19 protein-coding genes are annotated in these 19,867 nt (G+C 71.2%); 9 read left to right on the top strand and 10 right to left on the bottom strand.

The annotated features are described in order from the left end of the window. Positions 1–187 precede the first annotated feature (187 nt). Positions 188–679 carry an FBP domain-containing protein gene (locus tag ABIC53_RS12200; protein WP_114587482.1) on the top strand — a complete coding sequence of 164 codons (492 nt, stop codon included), beginning with the start codon at positions 188–190 and terminating at the stop codon, positions 677–679. Positions 680–746: 67 nt separating this feature from the next. Here the strand turns inward: ABIC53_RS12200 and ABIC53_RS12195 are convergent, their stop codons facing one another. Beyond that, on the bottom strand, positions 747–1,013 hold the full coding sequence (locus tag ABIC53_RS12195; RefSeq protein WP_274179199.1) for a helix-turn-helix transcriptional regulator: 267 nt from the start codon (positions 1,011–1,013) through the stop codon (positions 747–749). Between the two features lie 58 nt (positions 1,014–1,071). Between ABIC53_RS12195 and map the strand changes: the two genes are divergently transcribed. Continuing rightward, on the top strand, positions 1,072–1,842 hold the full coding sequence (map, locus tag ABIC53_RS12190; protein WP_274179042.1) for a type I methionyl aminopeptidase: 771 nt from the start codon (positions 1,072–1,074) through the stop codon (positions 1,840–1,842). Here the strand turns inward: map and ABIC53_RS12185 are convergent. Continuing rightward, the gene (locus tag ABIC53_RS12185) at positions 1,826–2,542 is read right to left on the bottom strand and encodes a Pr6Pr family membrane protein (protein ID WP_274179041.1); all 717 of its coding nucleotides are present in this window, start codon (positions 2,540–2,542) and stop codon (positions 1,826–1,828) included. The genes map and ABIC53_RS12185 overlap by 17 nt on opposite strands. Positions 2,543–2,723: 181 nt before the next feature. Here ABIC53_RS12185 and ABIC53_RS12180 point away from each other — a divergent pair, with 181 nt between their 5' ends. Both ABIC53_RS12180 and ABIC53_RS12175 read left to right on the top strand, forming a co-directional pair. Beyond that, positions 2,724–3,464: a GNAT family N-acetyltransferase gene (locus tag ABIC53_RS12180; RefSeq protein ID WP_274179040.1), complete on the top strand. Its 741-nt coding sequence runs from the start codon at positions 2,724–2,726 to the stop codon at positions 3,462–3,464. Positions 3,465–3,572: 108 nt separating this feature from the next. Then, positions 3,573–4,919 carry an HNH endonuclease signature motif containing protein gene (locus ABIC53_RS12175; protein WP_354451663.1) on the top strand — a complete coding sequence of 449 codons (1,347 nt, stop codon included), beginning with the start codon at positions 3,573–3,575 and terminating at the stop codon, positions 4,917–4,919. A gap of 72 nt (positions 4,920–4,991) precedes the next feature. Here ABIC53_RS12175 and ABIC53_RS12170 read toward each other — a convergent pair whose 3' ends face one another. Further along, entirely contained in the window at positions 4,992–5,624 is a 633-nt protein-coding gene (locus tag ABIC53_RS12170) for a LysE family translocator (protein WP_354451661.1), read from the bottom strand. A 156-nt stretch (positions 5,625–5,780) separates the two neighbouring features. On the opposite strand from ABIC53_RS12170, the gene ABIC53_RS12165 reads away from it, so the two are divergent. From ABIC53_RS12165 to ABIC53_RS12145, 5 genes are all read left to right on the top strand, one after another. Continuing rightward, positions 5,781–6,794 (top strand): amino acid ABC transporter permease, encoded by a 1,014-nt coding sequence (locus tag ABIC53_RS12165; protein ID WP_354451659.1) that lies wholly within the window; start codon positions 5,781–5,783, stop codon positions 6,792–6,794. After that, positions 6,791–7,558 (top strand): amino acid ABC transporter ATP-binding protein, encoded by a 768-nt coding sequence (locus ABIC53_RS12160; protein ID WP_274178055.1) that lies wholly within the window; start codon positions 6,791–6,793, stop codon positions 7,556–7,558. Before ABIC53_RS12165 ends, ABIC53_RS12160 begins: the two co-directional genes overlap by 4 nt. A 53-nt stretch (positions 7,559–7,611) precedes the next feature. Next, entirely contained in the window at positions 7,612–8,604 is a 993-nt protein-coding gene (locus tag ABIC53_RS12155; RefSeq protein WP_274178056.1) for an ABC transporter substrate-binding protein, read from the top strand. A gap of 47 nt (positions 8,605–8,651) precedes the next feature. Next, positions 8,652–9,704 (top strand): GNAT family N-acetyltransferase, encoded by a 1,053-nt coding sequence (locus ABIC53_RS12150; RefSeq protein WP_354451656.1) that lies wholly within the window; start codon positions 8,652–8,654, stop codon positions 9,702–9,704. A gap of 125 nt (positions 9,705–9,829) precedes the next feature. Beyond that, on the top strand, positions 9,830–11,437 hold the full coding sequence (locus ABIC53_RS12145; protein ID WP_274178058.1) for a molybdopterin-dependent oxidoreductase: 1,608 nt from the start codon (positions 9,830–9,832) through the stop codon (positions 11,435–11,437). A gap of 35 nt (positions 11,438–11,472) precedes the next feature. Here the strand turns inward: ABIC53_RS12145 and ABIC53_RS12140 are convergent, their stop codons facing one another. The 7 genes from ABIC53_RS12140 to ABIC53_RS12110 are packed head-to-tail and all read right to left on the bottom strand — an operon-like array spanning position 11,473 to position 19,855. Then, on the bottom strand, positions 11,473–12,273 hold the full coding sequence (locus tag ABIC53_RS12140) for an ABC transporter ATP-binding protein (protein ID WP_274178059.1): 801 nt from the start codon (positions 12,271–12,273) through the stop codon (positions 11,473–11,475). Next, a complete protein-coding gene (locus ABIC53_RS12135; protein WP_274178060.1) occupies positions 12,270–13,325 on the bottom strand; it encodes a FecCD family ABC transporter permease in 1,056 nt (351 codons plus the stop codon). The genes ABIC53_RS12140 and ABIC53_RS12135 overlap by 4 nt, the downstream gene beginning before the upstream one ends. Next, positions 13,322–14,374: a FecCD family ABC transporter permease gene (locus ABIC53_RS12130; RefSeq protein WP_274178061.1), complete on the bottom strand. Its 1,053-nt coding sequence runs from the start codon at positions 14,372–14,374 to the stop codon at positions 13,322–13,324. The genes ABIC53_RS12135 and ABIC53_RS12130 overlap by 4 nt, the downstream gene beginning before the upstream one ends. Further along, positions 14,364–15,416, bottom strand: coding sequence for an iron-siderophore ABC transporter substrate-binding protein (locus tag ABIC53_RS12125; RefSeq protein WP_274178062.1), 1,053 nt, complete (start codon positions 15,414–15,416; stop codon positions 14,364–14,366). Before ABIC53_RS12125 ends, ABIC53_RS12130 begins: the two co-directional genes overlap by 11 nt. A 49-nt stretch (positions 15,417–15,465) precedes the next feature. Next, positions 15,466–17,343 (bottom strand): FAD/NAD(P)-binding protein, encoded by a 1,878-nt coding sequence (locus tag ABIC53_RS12120; protein WP_354451652.1) that lies wholly within the window; start codon positions 17,341–17,343, stop codon positions 15,466–15,468. Beyond that, positions 17,340–18,668 (bottom strand): NtaA/DmoA family FMN-dependent monooxygenase, encoded by a 1,329-nt coding sequence (locus tag ABIC53_RS12115; RefSeq protein WP_354451650.1) that lies wholly within the window; start codon positions 18,666–18,668, stop codon positions 17,340–17,342. The genes ABIC53_RS12120 and ABIC53_RS12115 overlap by 4 nt, the downstream gene beginning before the upstream one ends. Further along, entirely contained in the window at positions 18,665–19,855 is a 1,191-nt protein-coding gene (locus tag ABIC53_RS12110) for an LLM class flavin-dependent oxidoreductase (RefSeq protein WP_354451648.1), read from the bottom strand. The genes ABIC53_RS12115 and ABIC53_RS12110 overlap by 4 nt, the downstream gene beginning before the upstream one ends. Between the last annotated feature and the right edge of the window lie 12 nt (positions 19,856–19,867).

The raw sequence follows: 19,867 nt of genomic DNA, 5'->3' as shown, positions 1-19,867 counted from the left end.
CTTCGTCCTCCTCGCCGGTTGATCCGGCGCGCGTCGCGTCGACCCATGTCCGCGACGCGCTCTCCCGGTCCCGGGCGACGACTCCGTCGTTCCGGGATGATCCGCTCACGACCGTCTGCTCGCAGCCCGTTCCGGGGCGCCGGCGCGACGGTGGTGCGCGAACGCGTACTCAGACAGGACCCTTTCCATGTTCGCCCTCACCGCGAAAGCCATCCGCTCCTCGTTCATCAACGTCTCGCTCCGCGAGCGCAATTCGCTCGTCGTCCCCGCCGACCTCGGGGACGTCGACTGGTCTACCCGTGACTACTACGGGTGGCGCGACCCCAAGACTCCGCTGCTCGGGTTCATCGTCGCCGAGGTCGACGGCGAGGCCGTCGGTCTGCAGCTGCGTCAGGCAGATCAGGCCACGCGCACCCGCCCGCAATGCTCGTGGTGCTGCGATGTCACCCTCCCCAACGAGGTCGTCTTCTTCGCCGCGAAGCGGGCGGGCAAGGCCGGTCGTGCCGGAAACACCGTCGGGACGCTCCTGTGCTCGGGGTTCGAGTGCTCGCGGAACGTCCGGCGCCTCGACCCGCCGCCCTACCTCGGGTTCGACGCGGCAGCGGCGCGCGATCGCCGCATCGCGACGCTGCAGGCCAACGTCGACGCGTTCTTCCGCGATCTGCGCGACGGCGCCTGAGCCGCCCCGCACCCGGCGTCCGGCTTCTCCTCAGCGAGGCGGGGCCGGGCGCCGGCGGTCTCGCTGATCAGGTCGTCGTCGAGGCGATGTCCGTGAGCAGCGCCTCGGCGGCCAGCGCGTCGAGCGACAGGCCGAGGCTCGTGGCGACGGCGGCGACGGTCGCGAACGACGGGGTCGCCAGCCGGCCGGTCTCGATCTTGCGCAGTGTCTCGGGTGATACGCCGGCGGCTGCGGCGACCTCCGTGATCGACCGGTCTCCCCGCGCTCGCCGGAGCTGGGCGCCCAGGCGACGGCCGCGCTCGACGGCTTCGGGCGTGAGCGCGCGACGAACCATCATGCGCTCATCGTAGCGGTATAGTTTGACCGGTATTTTTATACCGGAGGAGCGCACCATGATCGAGATCTTCACACCGCGCGAGGTCGATCGCGCCCGCGAGACGGGGGCCATCGTCGGCGGCATCCTCCGCGATATCCGCTCGCGGGTGCAGGTGGGTACGAACCTCCTCGAGATCGACGAGTGGACGCGCGAGCTCATCGCTGACAACGGGGCGACGTCGTGTTATGTCGACTACGCGCCGTCGTTCGGGCGGGGCCCCTTCGGGCACTACATCTGCACGGCGGTCAACGACGCCGTGCTGCACGGGATGCCGCACGACTACCGCCTCGCCGACGGGGACCTCCTCACGCTCGACCTCGCCGTCACGAAGGGCGGCCTTGCGGCCGACGCCGCGATCAGCTTCGTCGTCGGGAATCGGCGCCCGGAGGGAGCGGCAGCCCTCATCGACGCGACCGAACGCGCCCTCGCCGCCGGCATCGAGGTCGCACGCGCGGGCAACCGGGTGGGCGATATCTCGCGCGCGATCGGCAATGTGCTCTCCGGTGCCGGATACTCCATCAACACCGAGTTCGGCGGGCACAGCATCGGGTCGGTGATGCACGGCGACCTGCACATCCCCAATACCGGGCGGCCGGGGCGGGGCTACATCCTGCGGCCGGGGCTGCTCATCGCGATCGAGCCGTGGGTCATGGAAGACACGAATGTGCTCGTGACCGACGCGGACGGGTGGACGCTCCGCAGCTCGACCGGATGCCTCACCGCCCACGCCGAGCACACGATCGCCATCACCGACGGAGCGGCCGAGATCCTCACCCTGCCGCGGTGACCTCCGTCGGCAGGACGCGGGCGCGGCGGCGGGTGACCCACACCGCTCCGAAGCCGACGGCGACGAAGCCGATCGCGATGACGACGACGTACGCCGCGACCGACCCCCATCCGCCAGGGCCGTTCGGATTCAGGAACGGGTAGGGGTACCAGTACGGCTCGCCCGTCGTGGGGTTCGTGACGAGCGGGCCTCGGACGAGCGTGTAGGCCACCCACAGCAGCGGGAACGCCACCACGACCCATACGACCTGCCAGCGAAGGGCGCGGCGCCGGGCGCCGATCAGCAGGTCGAGCACGAGGAAGATCGGGCCGATCAGGTGCAGCACCTCGTTCGACCACGGCACCGGCTCGGATCCCTGCGGGAGCGTGATCCCGCGCAGGAGTGCGTTGTAGACGACTCCGGTGATGACCATGTACGCCGTGGCGCAGGTGAGCGCGGCGGAGAGCCCGAGCGATGATTCCGGCCCGGCGCGGCCGATCAGTGCGCGGACGCCCGCCGTCACGAGAACCACTGCTGCGATGACGTTCGAGAGGATCGTGAAGAAGCTGAAGAAGTTCGCGAACACGGTCGCGACGTCGCCGCCGGACTCGGCGGTTCGCGTCAGTGACACGGTCAGCTGGGTGATGACGGCGGCGAGGATGACGACGGCCATCGCCAGCCGCAGGAGCGACCACACCGTCGCCTGCCTCGAGCTCTGCACGTGGGCACACTATCGCTCGACTGCCGTACGTGAACGCATGTGGCGGCGGTCCGGGATGTCGCGTCCGGTCACGGATAGCGTCGCGATGCGGCATCCGCGGGCATGGATCGGCGCGTCGACGCGTTGGGTCCGACGGCGACCGCGGCGAAGGCAGCACGCGGCGCGCGAGAGGACGAACCCGATGACCATCACCACCCCTCCTGTTCTGGGCGGCCCCGACGTCCGCGATAACGCCGCATGGCATTCGCTGACCGGGGCGCACGCGCACCTCGCCATCGGCGACGACCTCGTCCGCCGGTATCCCGACGACGTGGCCGGCTTCGTGGGCGTGCGCACGTGGGAGGACCCCGCGGTGTGGGACTCGCTCACGACCGTGGTGGGTTCGGGCAATGAGTTCAGCATCAGTACGCCCGACCGTGCGGACGTTGGCGGTAGTGATGGTGCTGGGCCGGTGCTGCCTGACGGGTGGGTGCGCACGTTCGGTGGCGCGGGAGTGCAGCTCGTCGAGACGGATCGCCTGCAGCCGCGACCGGACGACGAGGCGGTCGAGCTGGGGCAGGCGGATGTCGCCGACATGCTCGCGCTCGTCGAACGCAACCGGCCCGGTCCCTTCCGGCCGCGCACCCACCTGCTCGGCCGGTACATCGGCATCCGGCGCGACGGCCGGCTGATCGCGATGGCCGGGGAGCGGCTGCAGCCGGGCGAATGGACCGAGATCAGCGCCGTCGCGACCGACGAGGCGTACCGGCGGCAGGGGCTCGCGTCGCGGCTGGTGCTAGATGTCGCGTTCCACATCCAGCAGCGGGGTGGCCGAGCGATGATGCACGCCGCGGCGTCGAACGTGAACGCGATCGCCGGTTACGAGAAGCTGGGGTTCGAATTGCGGCAGCGGACGAACTTCACGGGCGTGCGCGTGCCCTGACCGGCGGTTCCCGGTCGGCGATTCCTCCCCAGTCGTGCGCTCTGACGAGTTTCGCTCTTCGTATGTTTGTTCGACGTAAATGTCTGACCCCGCTGCCACAATGGGAACATGTCAGCGAACAGGGGTTGCGGCTCGGACGAGATCGAGGTCTCGCCGCACGGCCCCGCGATCGCGGCTTACGGCGAGGCGCTCGCGCTGGTGCATGACGCGGATGTCGCTTCGGTGCGGGCTCTGGCCGAGCTGGGCCGGTCCGCGTTGCGTGAGGCGCGCCGTGACGGAGTGCGTGGGATGGCCTCGGACATGGAGCTGCGGTCGGTCGCGGCTGAAGCTGCGGGGCTGGCCCGGCGGACCGACAGGCGCCTGCAGGCCGACATCGACCATGCGCTGACGATCGTCGACGATTACCCGACCGTCTTCTCGGCGTGGGAGGAGCGGCGGATCACCCGCGACCACGTCGACGCGGTCGTCAAAGCGGGAACCGGGCTGCCCGATGAGGTGCGGGGCGAGTTCGAGGTCGCGGCGATCGCGGTGTGCGAGCGCGACATCGCCACCCGGGTGAAACCGGCCCTGCGTGCCCTCGCGGAGAAGCTGCACGAGCGCACGTTCACCGACCGGCACCGCGAAGCCGCCGCCGGGCGGTGCGTGCGGGTCGCGCACGGGACGGACGGGATGTCGGATGTCATCGCGACCGTCCCGACCGTGATCGCGGTGGGCATGCTCGACCGGCTCACGCAGATGGGGCAGTTGGTGAAGGACGCCCGGGCGGATGCCGCAGGCGCATGCGAGCCGGCCGATACGCGAACGATGGATCAGCTGCGCGCCGACATCCTCGGTGACCTCGTCCTCGGCGGGGCGCCCGTGGTCGACCCGACGTACGGGACGGACCGGGCCGGTGGGCTCGGGGCGATCCGGGCACGCGTGCAGGTGGCGGTCACCGCCGAGACGTTGATGGGGCGTGACGAGAACCCCGCCGAAGCCGTGGGTGCTGGGCTCGTCGATGCTGACACCGTGCGGCAGCTCGCCGGGCAGGTCAGCGAGTGGGACCGGCTCTTCATCGACCCCCTCACCCGCACACCGGTCGAGATCGACACCTACCGACCCACGGCGTCGATGAAGAAGCTCCTGATGGCACGGGATCAGCACTGCCGGTTCCCCGGATGCCGCAGAGCCGCGATCCGCTGCGAGCTCGACCACACCATCGACTACGCCCTCGGCGGCCACACCCACATCTTCAACCTCGCCCACCTCTGCCAACGACACCACTCCATGAAGCAGTTCACCAAGTGGGAGGTCAGGCAGGTCGGCGGCGGGGTCCTCGAATGGACCTCACCCCTCGGCCGGGTGTACCGCGAAGACGTCCCCATACCCGCCGTCTGCTTCACGATGGACACCGCGGACCCGCCACCGGATGCCGCACTCGGCGGACCGCCGCCGGGACAATCGCCACCCTTCTGACTCCGGCCGCGCGCCCTCGATGGCGCGCCCGCGCACAGCCCGAGTCCCACGCTCGCGCGGTGCGCGCCGTCGTCAGCCCTTCGCGCCCGCGAACGCGAGGGTTCCGCCGAGCCCGATCATCATCACGCCTCCCGCGCTTGCGAGCGTCGCCATGCGGCGCGGTGAGGTGGCGAACCACGCGCGGGCCGTTCCCGCCGCGAGCGCCCACAGGCTGTCGCTCACCACGGCGAGCACCTGGAAGATCAGGCCGAGCGCGAGGAGCTGCATCCAGATCGGACCAGCGCCGGGGGCGACGAACTGCGGGAGAGCAGCCACGAAGAACGCGATCGTCTTCGGGTTCGTCACACCGACGACGAACCCCTGAGCAAGCAGGCGCATCGGCGACGTACGCACATTCGAGGGCGTGCGCACGTGCGCGTGACGGTGGCGGATCGCCTGCACCCCGAGCCACACGAGATACGCGGCGCCGACGATCTTGATGACCGTGAAAGCGGCGACCGACGACGCGACGATCGCGCCGACCCCGAACGCCACCGCGAGCAGGGCAGGGACGTTCCCGAGCGCGTTTCCGAGCACGCTCAGCACGCCGGCGCGACGCCCGAGGGCGATCGATCGGCCGATGACGAACAGCACACCGGGGCCTGGGATCACGATGATGACGACAGCCGCGAGGAGGAACGCCAGCAGGTTCTCGAACGGGATCACGAACGAACGCTATCGGCCCGAGGAGTCGCCTGTATTACGCCATGTCTCCGTGCGTGTCGCCGTGTGTGGCGGCGCCGCGACAGCGGCGCCCGCGCCGCTCTACTGTCGGGCGATCCGCAGCATCCGCTGCATCCGCGCCGTTCCGAGGAGATCCGCATGACCGACACCGTCTCGCGCGTCGACCGCAGCGTCGGCGACACTGCGCCGACCGCGCAGCGCGTCGACCTCGGCGACATCCCCGTCGTCCGCACGCGGCACTGGTTCCGGTGGGCGATCGCCGCGATCATCGTGTTCGTCGTCGCACAGTTCCTGTGGTCGCTCGTGACGAACGAGAACTACGAGTGGGGCTACTTCGCGCAGTACTTCTTCTCCGACCCGGTGCTGCAGGGACTCGGCCTCACCCTCGCCTACACGGCAGTGTCGGCGACGATCGGATTCCTGCTCGGGACGGTGCTGGCGCTGGCTCGGCTCGCCAAGTCGCCGCTGCTGAACGCGGCGGCGTGGAGCTTCATCTGGTTCTTCCGCTCGGTCCCCCTCGTCGTACAGCTGGTCGTCTGGTACAACCTCGGCTACCTGTATCCGACGCTCGGGCTGGGCACCCCCTTCACGACCGACTTCTGGATCGTCGAGTTCCCGACGGTGCAGCTCATCAGCGCGTTCGCGGCGGGCGTGCTCGGCCTGAGCCTGCACCAGGCGGCCTACTCCGCCGAGATCATCCGCGGCGGCCTGCTCTCGGTCGACCAGGGCCAACTCGAGGCGGCCGCGGCCCTCGGCATCCCGCCGCGTCGCCGACTCAGCCGCATCGTGCTGCCGCAGGCCATGCGATCGATCATCCCCAACGCCACGAACGAGGTGATCGGCCTCGTCAAGGGCACGTCGGTGCTGTTCGTGATCGCGATCCCCGAGCTGTTCTACGCGGTGCAGGTGATCTACAACCGCAACAGCCGCGTCATCCCGCTGCTGCTCGTCGCGGTGGTCTGGTACACGATCATCACCACGGTGCTCAGCATCCTGCAGTACTACATCGAGCGTCACTACGCGCGGGGATCCGTACGAGTTCTGCCGCCCACGCCCGTCCAGCGCGCGCGCCGCTGGATCGCGGCGCAATGGGCTCGCCTCGGCGACGACGCGCCGGCACCCCGCCCCCTCGCACCCGGAGGAAAGTCATGACCATCGGTCTCGTCGAGATCCACAACGTCCACAAGAGCTACGCCGGAGTCGAGGTGCTCGGCGGCATCGACCTCACGGTCGAGCCGGGCGAGGTCGTCGCGGTCCTCGGCGCGAGCGGCTCGGGCAAGTCGACGCTGCTGCGCACCATCAACCACCTCGAGACGGTCGACCGCGGATCGGTCACGGTCGACGGCGAGTTCATCGGCTACGAGCAGCGGAACGGCAAGCTCTACGAGCTGCGCGAGAAGGCGGTGCTCGAACGCCGCACCCAGATCGGGATCGTCTTCCAGAACTTCAACCTCTTTCCCCACCTCACCGCCCTCGAGAACGTCACCGAAGCGCCCATCGCGCTCGGCCGGCTGTCGAAGGACGACGCCCGCGAGCTCGCGCTCGGACTGCTCGACCGCGTCGGGCTCGGCGACAAGGCCGGTCACTATCCGCGCCAGCTCTCGGGCGGGCAGCAGCAGCGCGTCGCGATCGCGCGAGCGCTGGCTCTGAAGCCCAAGGTGATCCTGTTCGACGAGCCGACGAGCGCGCTCGACCCCGAACTCGTCGGCGAGGTGCTCGACGTCATCCGCGACCTGGCGCAGCTCGGGACGACGCTCATCATCGTGACCCACGAGATCGGCTTCGCCCGCGAGGTCGCCGACCGCGTCGTCTTCCTCGACGGCGGCCGGATCATCGAGCAGGGCCCGCCCGCCGAGGTGCTCGTCGCGCCGAAGCACCCCCGCGTGCAGGAGTTCCTCGCCAAGGTCCTCGCCTGACATCCCATCCCACCCCTCCACCCGCACCCCACTTTTCGAGAGAGACCCACAGCATGGCCATCAGTAAGAAGCAGGGCATCGCCGCCGGACTCGGCGTCGTCGCGGTCGCGGCGATCGTCGGCGGCATCGTCACCGCCGTGAACCTCAACCGACCCGCCGAAGCCGAGGCCGCGGCGCCCGCACCCGCCACGGCCAACGTCGCGACCGACGACATCCACTGGGTGCACCTCGACGAACCCGTCGCCGAGGCCGTCGCCGCCCTCGAGGTGAGCGGGTTCGAGCCCGTCGAAGAGGGGAAGCTGACGGTCGCGCACTCCGCATACCTGCCGCCGCTCGGCTACATCCCCGAGGGCGAGACCCAGGCCGCGGGCACCGAGCCGAACATCGGATCGCTCATCGCCGAAGCGCTCGGGCTCGAGTACAACCCGGTGGTCGTCGCGTGGGCCGATTGGCCCCTCGGCATCCAGTCGGGCAAATACGACCTCATCACCTCGAACGTCACCGTCACGGAAGAGCGCAAGGAGCTCTACGACTTCGCGAGCTACCGCGAGGACCTGCTCGGCTTCTACGTCCGCGCCGACAGCGACATCGACAAGATCGAAGAGTCCGCCGACATCTCCGGTCTGAAGATCGTCGTCGGCTCGGGCACCAACCAGGAGCAGGTGCTGCTCGCCTGGAACGAGGAGCTCGAAGCTGCCGGCGAGGCTCCCGCCGAGCTGCAGTACTACGACGACAACGCCGCCGCCGTCCTCGCGCTGCAGTCCGGCCGCGTCGACGCGACCTTCGGCCCCAACGCAACCTCGGCCTGGTCGGCCCGGGAGACCGGCGACACCAAGCTCGTCGGACTCGTGCCCGGCGGCTGGCCGCAGACCGCCAACATCGCCGCGGCGACCGCCAAGGGCAACGGCCTGATCGAGCCGGTGTCGATCGCGATCAACGCCATCATCGAGGGCGGGCAGTACGACGAGGTCCTCGAGACGTGGGGCCTCGAGTCGGAGCGCATCGAGAAGAGCGAGATCAACCCGCCCGGACTCCCCGCGTCGTGAACGGGTATGCGTCGTGAACAGGTCGCGGTGAAAGGTAGCGTCGCCTCGTGACATCGACCGCGACAGCGCTCACCATCCGGCTCGTCCGCACCGAGGAATTCGCTCGGGCGGGCGAGCTGACCGCACGCGCCTACCAGCACAGCTACGACCGGCTCTCGGAGCAGTACCTCGACTCGCTGAGGGACGTCGCCGCCCGCGTGCGGATCGGAGATGTGTGGGTGGCGGTGGATGACGGCGGGATCCTCGGAACCGTCTGGGTCGCTCGGCCCAACCGTCCGCTCGCCGGCGTCGCGCGGCCCGGCGAGACGGACTTCCGCCAGCTCGCCGTCGCCCCCGAAGCCCGTGGCCGAGGAGTCGGCGAGGCGCTCACCCGGCACGTCATCGAGCTGGCCCGGCAGCGCGGATCGCATCGCGTCGTCATGAACAGCGGGCCCGAGATGACCGCCGCGCACGCGCTGTACGCCAAGCTCGGCTTCACGCGCCTGCCCGAGCGGGAGGGCCGGATCGAGGTCGAGCCGGGCCGTTTCGTCGACCTGCTCGCGTTCGGATACGACCTCGCACCGGAGCCCCGCGCGGGAACCCGCACCACTGCCGGCGTCTCGGCCATGACGTGGCTGTTCGAGCACATCGACTACGACGACCCGCGTGCCGCGGCCCTGCGCGCCGAGATGGACCGCGAGGTCGGTCCGCGCTACGCCGACCGCTTCGACGACGCCGATCCCGAGGCGGCCGCCCGGTCCGCTCGCGCCTTCGCGATCGACCCCGCGACGATCGTCGCGACGGTGCTCGTGACGGATGCCGCGGGCGAGGCCGTGGGCCACGGCGCACTCCGCGACCTCGAGCACGACGGCATCCGGGATCTCGAGATCAAGCGCGTGTACGTCCACCCCCGTGCCCGCGGTCTCGGCGCGAGCCGGGCGCTGCTCGCCGAGCTCGAGCGCATCGCTCTCGATCGAGGCGCGGAACGCGTCATCCTGCAGACCGGCGACCGCCAGCATGACGCCGTCGAGCTCTACGGACGCCTCGGCTACACGCCCATCCCGATCTACGCGCCGTACACCGAGTACGCGTTCTCCCGCTGCTTCGCCAAGCCCCTCTAGCCTCCGCCCCACCCCGTCCCCGCCGCCGAGCACGCACCGTTTCCGCCGGATTTCCATCCGTTGCGGGCTCGGCGACGAAGAACTATGCACGGTACGAGTGATCTGCCGATCGAGAGGCGACAGCGATGGCGAAATCAACCGCATCCGCGAACCAGGTGAAGAGTCGGCGCTGGGTCTGGGGCCTGTGGAGCGCCCTCGCGGGCATCGTCAGCGCGGCCGCCTTCCTCGCCGTCGCCGAACTGATCGCGCTCCTCGTCGCGCGCGAGAGCAGCCCCATCCTCGCGGTGGGTGCCTTCGTCATCGACATCGTGCCGCAGCCGCTCAAGGAGTTCGCGATCGCGACCTTCGGCTCGGCCGACAAGGTCGTCCTGCTCGGCAGTCTCGCGCTCGCCGTCGTGATCGCCGCCGCGGTCGCCGGCATCCTGCAGTTCTTCGTGCGGCCGTTCGGCGTCATCGTGATCGCCCTCGCCGGGGTGATCTCGACCGCTGCCATCATCACCCGCACCGGAGCCAGCCCGCTGGCGTTCGTTCCGCCGGTGATCGGAACGCTGGTCGGGGTATTCGTCCTCGTTCTCCTCATCACGCGCCTCCGGCGCTGGGCGGGCGCTACGGATGCCGCGGAGGCCGACACCCCGGCCGCGCCGGCCGCTGAGCAGCGCGGCCTCGGCCGTCGTTCGTTCCTCGTCGCGACGGGCGGCGTGGGCCTCGCGGCCGTGATCGTCGGCGTCGGAGCCCGCCTGCTCAATGCGACGACGGCCTCGGTCGACGCGCTCCGCCGTGAGTTGCGCATCCCCGAACCCCGGTCGACGGTCACGATCCCCGACGGCGCCGAGCTCGAGGTCGAGGGCATCTCGCCGCTCATCACCCCGAACGCGGACTTCTACCGCGTCGACACGGCGCTCACCGTCCCCTCGGTCGACCCCACCACGTGGCGCCTCGTCATCGACGGCATGGTCGATCAGCGCGTCGAGCTGAGCTTCGACGACCTCGTCGGCATGGGCCTCGACGAGTATGCGGTCACGCTCACCTGCGTCTCGAACGAGGTCGGCGGCGGGCTGGTGGGCAACGCCATCTGGCAGGGCGTCCCGATCCGCGACATCCTGCGCATGGCCGGCCCGCAGTCCGGCGCCGACATGGTGCTCTCGAAGAGCGTCGACGGCTACACGGCATCCACTCCGCTGGAAGCTTTGACCGACGATGCGCGGGACGCCATCTTCGCCGTGAAGATGAACGGCGAGCCGCTTCCGCTCGAGCACGGATTCCCCGTGCGCATGGTCGTTCCCGGCTTGTACGGCTACGTCTCCGCGACGAAGTGGGTCACCGAGCTCAAGGTCACGACGTTCGAGGCCGATGAGGCGTACTGGACCCCGCGCGGCTACGCGGCCGAAGCGCCGATCAAGTTCTCTTCCCGCATCGACACGCCGCGCACGGGCACCCCGGTGGCGGCGGGAAGCGTCGCGATCGCGGGAATGGCCTGGGCTCAGACCGTGGGCATCGAACGTGTCGAGGTCCGCATCGACGACGGCGACTGGCAGGCTGCGACGCTCTCCAACCCGATCAACGCCGACACGTGGGTGCAGTGGATGCTCGAGTGGCAGGCCGAGGCGGGAACCCACTACGTCGAGGTGCGCGCCGTCAACAAGGACGGCGACACGCAGATCGAGGAGCGCGCCCCGATCGCTCCCGACGGCTCGAGCGGCTGGCAGCGCGTCCTGGTGACGGTCTCGGCCTGACCCCGGCTCCGGCGCGCCCGGCCGAAAGGGGCAGGTCAGCGGCGGTGGCGACCGAGCGGCGAGACGAGCGGTGTACCGGATGCCGGGTCGGGGATGACGATCGCGTCGATCCCGAAGACCTCGCGCACGAGGTCCGCGGTGACGATGTCCGACGGCGCTCCCTCGGCGACGATGTGGCCACCCGACATCGCGACGAGATGGTCGGCGTAACGGCACGCGAGCGACAGCTCGTGCAGCACCATCACGACCGTGGTCCCCCGCTCGCGGTTGAGGTCGACGAGGAGGTCGAGCACGTCGATCTGGTGGCTGATGTCGAGGTAGGTCGTCGGCTCGTCCAGCAGCATGAGGTCGGTCTGCTGCGCGAGGGCCATCGCGATCCAGACGCGCTGACGCTGACCGCCCGAGAGCGTGTCGACGGAACGGTCGGCGAGGTCGTTCACCCCCGCCGTGCGCATTGCCGCATCGACGATCGCGTCGTCCTCCGACGCGCGCCGGCGGAGCCAGCTCTGGTGCGGGTACCGCCCGCGGGCGACGAGGTCGGCCACGAGAATCGACTCCGGCGCGACCGGCGACTGCGGCAGAAGTCCCAGCACCCGCGCTACCTCGGCCGTCGGGCGCGACCGGATGTCTGCGCCATCGAGCAGGACGGTTCCGGCTGCAGGAGCGAGCAGCCGCGCCAACGCGCGCAGCAGCGTCGACTTGCCGCACGCGTTCGCCCCGACGATCGCCGTGATCCGTCCGGTCGGCACGACGAGCGACAGCTCGTCGACGACAGTGCGTCCGTCATAGCCGAGGGTGATCGACTCGGCGCTCAGTCGGTGGTCGGCGGCGGTCATCGGATGCCTCCAGGGCGAGCGGGATCGGAACGGGTGAGCAGCCAGGCGAGATACGGTGCGCCGATCGCGCCCGTCACGACACCGACGGGGAAAGGGATGCCGGGCACGGCGTACTGCGCGATGAGATCCGCCGCGCTGACGAGGGCGGCGCCGACGGCGGCCGAGGCCACGATTGAGATCGACCCCGGCCCCACGAGGCGCCGCGCGATCTGCGGCGCCATCAGGGCGACGAAGCCGATCGGTCCGCTCGCGCCGACGGCGATCGCAGCGAGGACGACGGCGGTGAGCAGAACGCCGACGCGCACCCGCTGCACGCGCACGCCCAGCGCCGCGGCGGTTGCGTCGTCGAGCTCCAGCCCCCGCAGACCCCGCGCCTGCAGGCCCAGCAGGGCGAAGACCGCGAGAGCGATGACCCCGCTCGTGCCGACCACCTCCCACGACGAGCCGCCCAGGCTGCCGACGAGCCACGTGTATGCGACGCTCACGTCGCGGATCTCGGCGCGGGTGAGTACGGTTCCGGTCAGCGCCGTCGCGAACGCGGAGAATCCGACGCCGACGAGGATGAGCCTCATGCCGTGCAGCCCGCGGTGCCAGGCGAGGACGCCGATGATCACCGCGGCGACGACCGACCCACCGGCGACGAGACCTGTCAGCGCGATGCCGCTCGCTCCCAACCCGAGTACCCCGGCGACACCGACGGCACCGGCAGAAGCCGTGACGCCGAGCACGTCGGGGCTTGCGAGCGGGTTGCGCAGCACCGACTGGAAGACGGCGCCGGCTGCCCCCAGGCAGGCGCCGACGACGACGGCCGCGAGCGCGCGCGGCATCCGCAACTCCCACACGACGAACGAGACGACCGGCTGGGCTCGGCCGGTGATCGCCTCGATCACTTCCGCCGGTGCGAGCGCGGCCGGCCCGAGCAGCAGCGCGATCCCGAACAGGACGGCCACGACAGCGGCGGCGCTCGCCGAGACGATCGCGACGCGGCGAACGGAGGCCAGGCGGAGGGGCCGTGTGATCGCCGCGGGGCCGGTGCCCGTCGCCGTCGTCACAGTCCCACCATCCGTCCGCGCCGCACGAGCGCGATGAAGAAGGGTGCACCGATCGCCGCGACGACGATGCCGACCTGCAGCTCGCCCGGTCGAGCGACGATCCGGGCCACGACGTCTGCCGCGACGAGGAGGATCGCGGCGACCGGCGCTGCGAACAGCAGGATCCACCGGTAGTCCGCACCCACGATGCCGCGGACGACGTGCGGGACGACGAGGCCGACGAACGCGATGGGGCCGGCAACGGCCGTGGCCGCCGCCGCGAGGACGACGAGCACCACCGCGAGCAGCAGGCGTGCGCGGTTCACGCGCAAGCCGAGCGCCGCAGCCGTCTCATCGCCGAGCGCGAAGAGGTTGAGGGTCCGCCCGGCCGACAGGGCGACGACGGCCGCGACGATCAAGACCGGCAGCACCGGGACGAGCACGTCGAGGCCGCGCCCGGCCAGGGCGCCGACCTGCCAGAACCGCATGGCGTCGAGCGCTTCGCGGCTGACGATGAGGACGGCCGAGACGAGTGAGAACAGCGCCGCCGACACGGCTGCTCCCGCGAGCGCGAGCTTGCCGGGGGTCGCCCCGTCGCGTCCCCGCGACGACAGCACCCAGACGACGGCGGCCGCGATCGCGGCGCCGCCGATTGCGAACCAGAGGTACGAGCCGGGGCCCGTGGCGCCGAAGACGGTGATGGCCGTGACGACCGCGAGCGCTGCGCCCTGATTGACACCGAGGATGCCGGGATCGGCGAGCGGGTTGCGGGTCAGCCCCTGGGCGATCGTGCCCGACAGTCCCAGCGCAGCGCCGATGACGATACCGACGATCGTCCGCGGCAGGCGCTTCTCGATGATCGCGATGTGTTCCGGATCGGCGGGGTCATACGCCGTCAGCGCGTGCCAGACGGTGTCGAGCGGGATCTCGGATGTCCCGATCGCGAGGCTCGCGAAGACGACACCCGCGAGCGCGAGGGCGACCGCGGCCCCGGCCCAGACACGCCGACGGGGCAGTGACCGCGAGGAGCGGTCCCTGCCCCGGGAGAGCGCGAGGGTGTCAGCCGACACGCTCGGCGACGGCTGCGAGCTGGGGGACGTACTGGTCGAGCATCCACGGAATCGACAGCACCGTCGGGGCGCTCGAGGCCATGACGAACGATTCGCCGACGATCGGGGCGAAGCGGTCCTGCTGCACCTGCGGCATCGCGGCGACGAGCGGGTCGGCGACGAACGCGTCGACGTCGGCCTGCGTGCCGAAGTACGCCACGAGGACGTCGGACTCCAAAGCGTTCAGGTTCTCGAAGCCCAGCTGGTAGAAGTAGCTGTCGTCGCCGTCAGGGGCGAGTTCCTCGACCGAGGGCGCGACCGTCATCCCCAGCTGCGTGAGCAGTTGCACGCGGGGGTCGTCGTCACGGAAGACGTTGAGGATCTCGGGCTGGTTGTTCGCCCCGTAGGCGAACGACTTCCCTGCGAGCGCGGGATGCTGCGATGCCAGGTCGGCGATGTCCGAGTCGACCTGAGCGACGAGGTCGGCCGCCTCATCCGACATCCCGAGCGCCTGTCCGACGATGGCGGTCTGGTCCTCCCACGAGGTCGCCCAGCGCTGGTCGGGGTAGGCCACGACGGGCGCGACCTTGCTCAGGGCGTCGAACTGCTCCTGTGTCAGGCCCGAGTAGGGGGCGAGGATGACGTCGGGACGGGCCTCGACGAACTCCTCGATGTTCGGCTCGCTCGTGTCGCCGCCGGTGAGGAGGGTCGGCGTCTCGCCCCCGAGCTCGGCGATCGCATCGGCGTCCCACGGGAGCACGCCGTCGACGCCGCCGTAGGCGAAGGCGGGCATCGCGACCGGCACGACGCCGAGCGCGAGCACGGCATCCTGCGCCGACCAGCCCCACGTCGCGACGCGCTCGGGCTTCTCGGGGATCACGGCGTCGCCCAGCGCCGACGTGATCGTGACCGGGAAGGCCCCCGAGGCGTCGCCTGCCGTCGAGGGCGACGCGCTCGTTCCCGACTCAGCGGGCGAGCAGGCGACCAGCCCGGCTCCGGCGATGGCGAGGGCGGCGGCGGCCGCGGCGAGGCGGCCCCCGGAACGGGAGAGAGCGGTGCGCATGCGTGATCCTGAACGCTGGAGGGTGTTCGGCCGGGAGCCCGACCGAACGTTAGGTTACCCTAACCAGCGACACCAGTGCCGCGAGAACAGCCCCGGCCGTGCGGTCGGTCTGGCGGATCGACAGGGCATTCGAGTTCGGGCGCGTGAACGCCCCGCCCTCCGGAAGCGACGTGAAAGGGCCGATCGCGAAGACGGATGCCGCAGGCACGCCGTCCCGCTCCAGCACCCGGCCGTCGGCGTCGGTCAGCACCCGCAGCGCGGAGCCCTGCCGTTCCACGAGCGCGCGGAGCACCGGATTGTCGCTGGCGGCAGCCCCCGGCCCGGGCAGCCACGCGTCGACGATGCTGCGGGCGACCGTCTCGCCGGGAACACGACGGCTCGACGCGATGAAGCCGCGCCCCGGCTCGACGCGCACGTCGACTCCCGGTCCGAGGAACCGCACGACGCCCGCATCCGCGAGGGCCAAGAGCTCCCGGAGGCGATGCGGGGGCGGGCCGCTGGCGACGTAGCTGAAGAAGGTGTGCCACCGCACCGGCAGCGACACCGTCCGCGAGTGCTCGTTCCATCGTTCCGCAGGGATCTCGGAAAGGGCGAGGAACGACAGCAGCGCGGCGAGGAAGACGCCCTGCGCGGCGCTGCGTTCCGGGGCCGTGCGCAGATGCAGGTCGGTGACGATGTGCTCGCGCACGCGCCCGTGCGCATCGTCGCGGCCCTCGAATGTCGCGTCGGCGAACGGCCGATCCAGCGACGCGACGTCGAAACGGTCGAGGGGGTCGGGAACCGCCGCCGCGATCGCGTCGAGCAGCGCGGGGTCGTCCCACGCGTGGGAATGCAGCACCGCGCGGAACGACGCCCAGTCACCCACGACGCGGTCGGGGTGCCCCGTGAACAGCTCTCGGTAGTGCCCGTGCAGCAGCTCGCCCGCGATGAGCGGCCACACGTCCGCCTCGAAGTCGACCTCGCCGGGCCGCGCGAGCAGCGCCTCGATGGCCGCGGGCGTCAGCACCTCGCGCTGGGGCGCCTCGCCCCGCAGCGTCGACGACACCTTGGAGCGGTAGGGCACGCCCCGCCGCGACCCGAGATGCAGGCACGGCTCGCTTCCCGACGGCACGTACCGCAGCCCGTCGCCCTCCTCGAGGAAGCGACCCCCGCGGCCCTGTGTCAGCAGCACGACGAGATCGACCGCAGCGAGTCCCATGCCCCGGACGATCACGTCCTCGCCCGCCCCGAGGTGCGAGAGGTCGGCATCGGCGGTGAACGCGGGCGGGACGTACTGCAGCCCCGCGCGCCGTGCGGCGTCCGCGAGCTGCGCGGTCGCGGCATCCGGTTCGCGTCCGTTGTGACCGACCGCGTAGACGACCGCGTCGGCCTCGAGCTCGAGACCGCTCGCCAGCGTGACCCGGTTCGCCTCGCTCACCCGCACCACCGTGTCGCGGCGCCAGCGGACGGTGACCCCTGCCGGCGCCTCGGCGATCGTGCGGCGGGAGAACCACTCCAGGTAGTAGCTGTGCAGCCGCCGCGTGGGAAAGCTGTCGCCGCGCAGACCGCGCGCCTCGGCCGCGGCGACCTCGTCGTCGATCTCGATGTCCCGGCCGGTCGCGGTCAGCTCGCCGCTGCGCCAGAGCTCGGCCCACTCGATCAGCGAGGGCCCCGGCCGGATCGGACCGTCGATCGTGCAGCTGTCGTCGGTGAAGACCGTGACGTCGCGCGCCATCGAGTTGAGCTTCAGCAGCGGCGACTGCGCTCGCCGCCAGATCCGGCCCCCGCCCGGCGGATGCGGGTCGATCAGCTCGACGTGCAGGCGCGGAGCACCGACCGCGCGCGCGTCCACCGCGCCCGCCGCGACGCCGAACCGCGCGATGATCCGCTCGAGGAGCATGATCGCGCGCGGGCCGGCGCCGACGGAGACGAGCCGATGCACGCTCACGCCGGCACGGACGCCGGGGCCGTGGGCACGGTGGCCGGCAGCCCGAGCAGGTCGCGCAGCGTCGCGCCCTCGTCGTACGAGTCGCGGTACGACCCACGTTCCTGCAGCAGCGGCACCACGCGCGTGGCGAACTCGTCGAGGCCGTGGGGGGTCAGGTGGCCGACGACGGTGAAGCCGTCGGTCGCCCGCTCCTGCACGTAGCGGTCGATCTCGCCCGCGATGTGCTCGGGCGTGCCCACGAACGTGTGCTTCGCCGTCAGCCGGATGACGAGCTCGCGCACGCTCAGCCCCTCGGCCTCCGACAGCTCCCGCAGCGACGCGATGCGCGCTTGCACGGCTCTGTGGCGATTCGCCCAGCCGCGCGCGGTCTCCGAGCCAGTGTCGGGCTCGACGTCGGGCAGCGGCCCGTCGGGGTCGTAGCCGCTGAGGTCGCGACCCCACACCTGCTCGAGGTAGGTCAGCGCCTGCTCGGGCCGCACCTGCTGCAGAGCGATCTCACGCGACCGCTCGCGCGCCTCGGCATCCGTGTCGCCGATGACGAAGGTCGCGGCGGGCAGGATTTTCAGCGAGTCCTCGTCGCGACCCCAGGCGGCGAGGCGCCCCTTGACGTCGTCGTAGAACACCCGGGCGGCGTCGAAGTCCTGGTGCAGCGAGAAGATGACCTCCGCGTGCTCGGCCCCGAAGTCGCGCCCGTCGGCGGAGTCGCCGGCCTGCACGATCACGGGGCGCCCCTGCGGCGAGCGGGGGACATCGAAAAGGGCGTCGACGTCGAACTGCGGACCCGCGTGGCGGATGCGGCGCGGCAGCGCCTCGCCCTCGTCCCACGAGTCCCAGAGCTTCTTCGACAGCGCGGCGAACTCCTTCGCGCGCTCATAGCGATCGGCGTGGTCGAGGAACCCGCCGCGGCGGAAGTTCGCGCCATGGAACGCGTCGGAGCTCGTCACGGCATTCCAGCCGGCGCGGCCGCCGGACAGGTGGTCGAGCGTCGCGAGCTGGCGGGCGAGCTCGTACGGCTCATTGAACGTCGTGCTCAGCGTGCCGACGAGACCCACGTGATCGGTGACCGCGGTGAGCGCGGCAAGGATCGCGAGGGTGTTGGGCCGTCCGAGCACGTCGAGCTCGTGCACGCGGCCCTTGTGCTCGCGCAGCCGCAGGCCCTCGGCGAGGAAGACATAGTCGAAGAAGCCGCGCTCGGCCGTGCGGGCGAGGTACTCGAATGCCGCGAAGTCGATCTGGCTTCCCGAGGCGGCATCGGTCCAGACCGTCGTGCTGTTCACGCCGGGGAAGTGGGCGGCCAGGTGGATCTGGCGGGGCGAACGGCTCACAGGGCGACCTTCTCTCGTGCCGGGGCGGAATCGTGCGTCGGGGCGGCGTACCGGCTGGCGGGCCGCGGCAGGCCGAGCCGGCCCCGCAGGGTGGCGGCGTCGTCGTCGCGCAGCACGCGGGTCGCGCGCAGCAGCGGGGCGAGGCGCTCCGCGATCGCGACGACGTCGTCGGGCTGACGTGCGGGACGCAGCCGCACGCCGTCGACGCCGGTCTCGGCGAGGGCGCGGAGGTGCTCGGCGACCTCGGTCGGCGTGCCGGCGACGATGCGCGCGTCGGAGTGGAACTCGGCCCCGGCCAGGTCGTCGAGCCGCGCGAGCGCCTCGCGGGCGGCGGTCGAGGTTTCCTCGATCAGCACGATCACGTCGGCGAACACTCGCAGCCGCTCGCGAGCGCGGCGCAGCTCGGCGGCCGCTCCGTCGAGTTCGGCGAGGATGCCGGTCGCCGCGGCCGCATCGTGAGGCGTGATGAACACGACATCGGCGTGCTCGGCCGCGAGGCGGAACGGCACGGTCTGGTGCGCGAGCACCGAGATGATCGGGCGGCCCTGGGGCGAGCGGGGCACGATCGACGCGCCGGTGATCGAGAAGAACGCGCCCGCGAAGTCGATGTTGTGGATGCGGTCGGCATCGACGAAGCGTCCGCTCGCGGCATCCCGGATGATGGCGTCGTCCTGCCACGAGTCCCAGAGGCGCCCGAGCGCGTCGGCGACCTCGCCCGCCTCGCGGAACCCGGTCTCGAGGTCGATCTCGCCGCGGCGCCCGAAGTTCGCCCGCTCGGCGGCCGAGCCGCCGACGACGAGGCGCACGCCCGCGCGGCCGCGGCTGGCGAAGTCGAGCGTCTGGATGCCGGTGGCCACATGGAACGGCTCGGTGTGCGTCGTCGTGACCGTCGGGATCAGGCCGATCCGGTGGGTGAGCGGCGCGAGCGCCGAGGCCAGCAGCACCGCGTCGATGCGCCCGTGCAGGCGCCGCGGGTCAGGATCGTGCGGGTCTTCGATGCGATCGGTCAGCGAGAGCGCGTCTTCGATGGTTGCGAAAGCGACGCCCGCCCCGTCGAGGAGACGCACCTGGTCCGCCCAGCGGCGCGGTGTCGTGAGTGACCGCGTCGAGAGGCCGGAATCACGCCATGCTGCGGGGTGCCAGCCGGCCCGCTCGAGGGCGACGGCGAGATGGATGCGGTGAGACATGAGCCCACTGTC

The sequence above is a fragment of the Microbacterium sp. 1262 genome (assembly GCF_040544895.1).
GTDB lineage: Bacteria > Actinomycetota > Actinomycetes > Actinomycetales > Microbacteriaceae > Microbacterium > Microbacterium plantarum.
Note: the sequence above shows the minus strand (reverse complement) of the source record. Positions and strands in the feature narration are given on the sequence as shown.

Excerpts from the sequence above, each read along its gene's own strand:
- ABIC53_RS12140 (WP_274178059.1), bottom strand. The coding sequence starts at position 12,273 with ATGACCGCCGCCGACCACCGACTGAGCGCCGAGTCGATCACCCTCGGC.
- ABIC53_RS12155 (WP_274178056.1), top strand. The coding sequence starts at position 7,612 with ATGGCCATCAGTAAGAAGCAGGGCATCGCCGCCGGACTCGGCGTCGTC.
- ABIC53_RS12200 (WP_114587482.1), top strand. The coding sequence starts at position 188 with ATGTTCGCCCTCACCGCGAAAGCCATCCGCTCCTCGTTCATCAACGTC.
- map (WP_274179042.1), top strand. The coding sequence starts at position 1,072 with ATGATCGAGATCTTCACACCGCGCGAGGTCGATCGCGCCCGCGAGACG.
- ABIC53_RS12165 (WP_354451659.1), top strand. The coding sequence starts at position 5,781 with ATGACCGACACCGTCTCGCGCGTCGACCGCAGCGTCGGCGACACTGCG.
- ABIC53_RS12145 (WP_274178058.1), top strand. The coding sequence starts at position 9,830 with ATGGCGAAATCAACCGCATCCGCGAACCAGGTGAAGAGTCGGCGCTGG.
- ABIC53_RS12160 (WP_274178055.1), top strand. The coding sequence starts at position 6,791 with ATGACCATCGGTCTCGTCGAGATCCACAACGTCCACAAGAGCTACGCC.
- ABIC53_RS12175 (WP_354451663.1), top strand. The coding sequence starts at position 3,573 with ATGTCAGCGAACAGGGGTTGCGGCTCGGACGAGATCGAGGTCTCGCCG.
- ABIC53_RS12110 (WP_354451648.1), bottom strand. The coding sequence starts at position 19,855 with ATGTCTCACCGCATCCATCTCGCCGTCGCCCTCGAGCGGGCCGGCTGG.
- ABIC53_RS12125 (WP_274178062.1), bottom strand. The coding sequence starts at position 15,416 with ATGCGCACCGCTCTCTCCCGTTCCGGGGGCCGCCTCGCCGCGGCCGCC.
- ABIC53_RS12195 (WP_274179199.1), bottom strand. The coding sequence starts at position 1,013 with ATGGTTCGTCGCGCGCTCACGCCCGAAGCCGTCGAGCGCGGCCGTCGC.
- ABIC53_RS12180 (WP_274179040.1), top strand. The coding sequence starts at position 2,724 with ATGACCATCACCACCCCTCCTGTTCTGGGCGGCCCCGACGTCCGCGAT.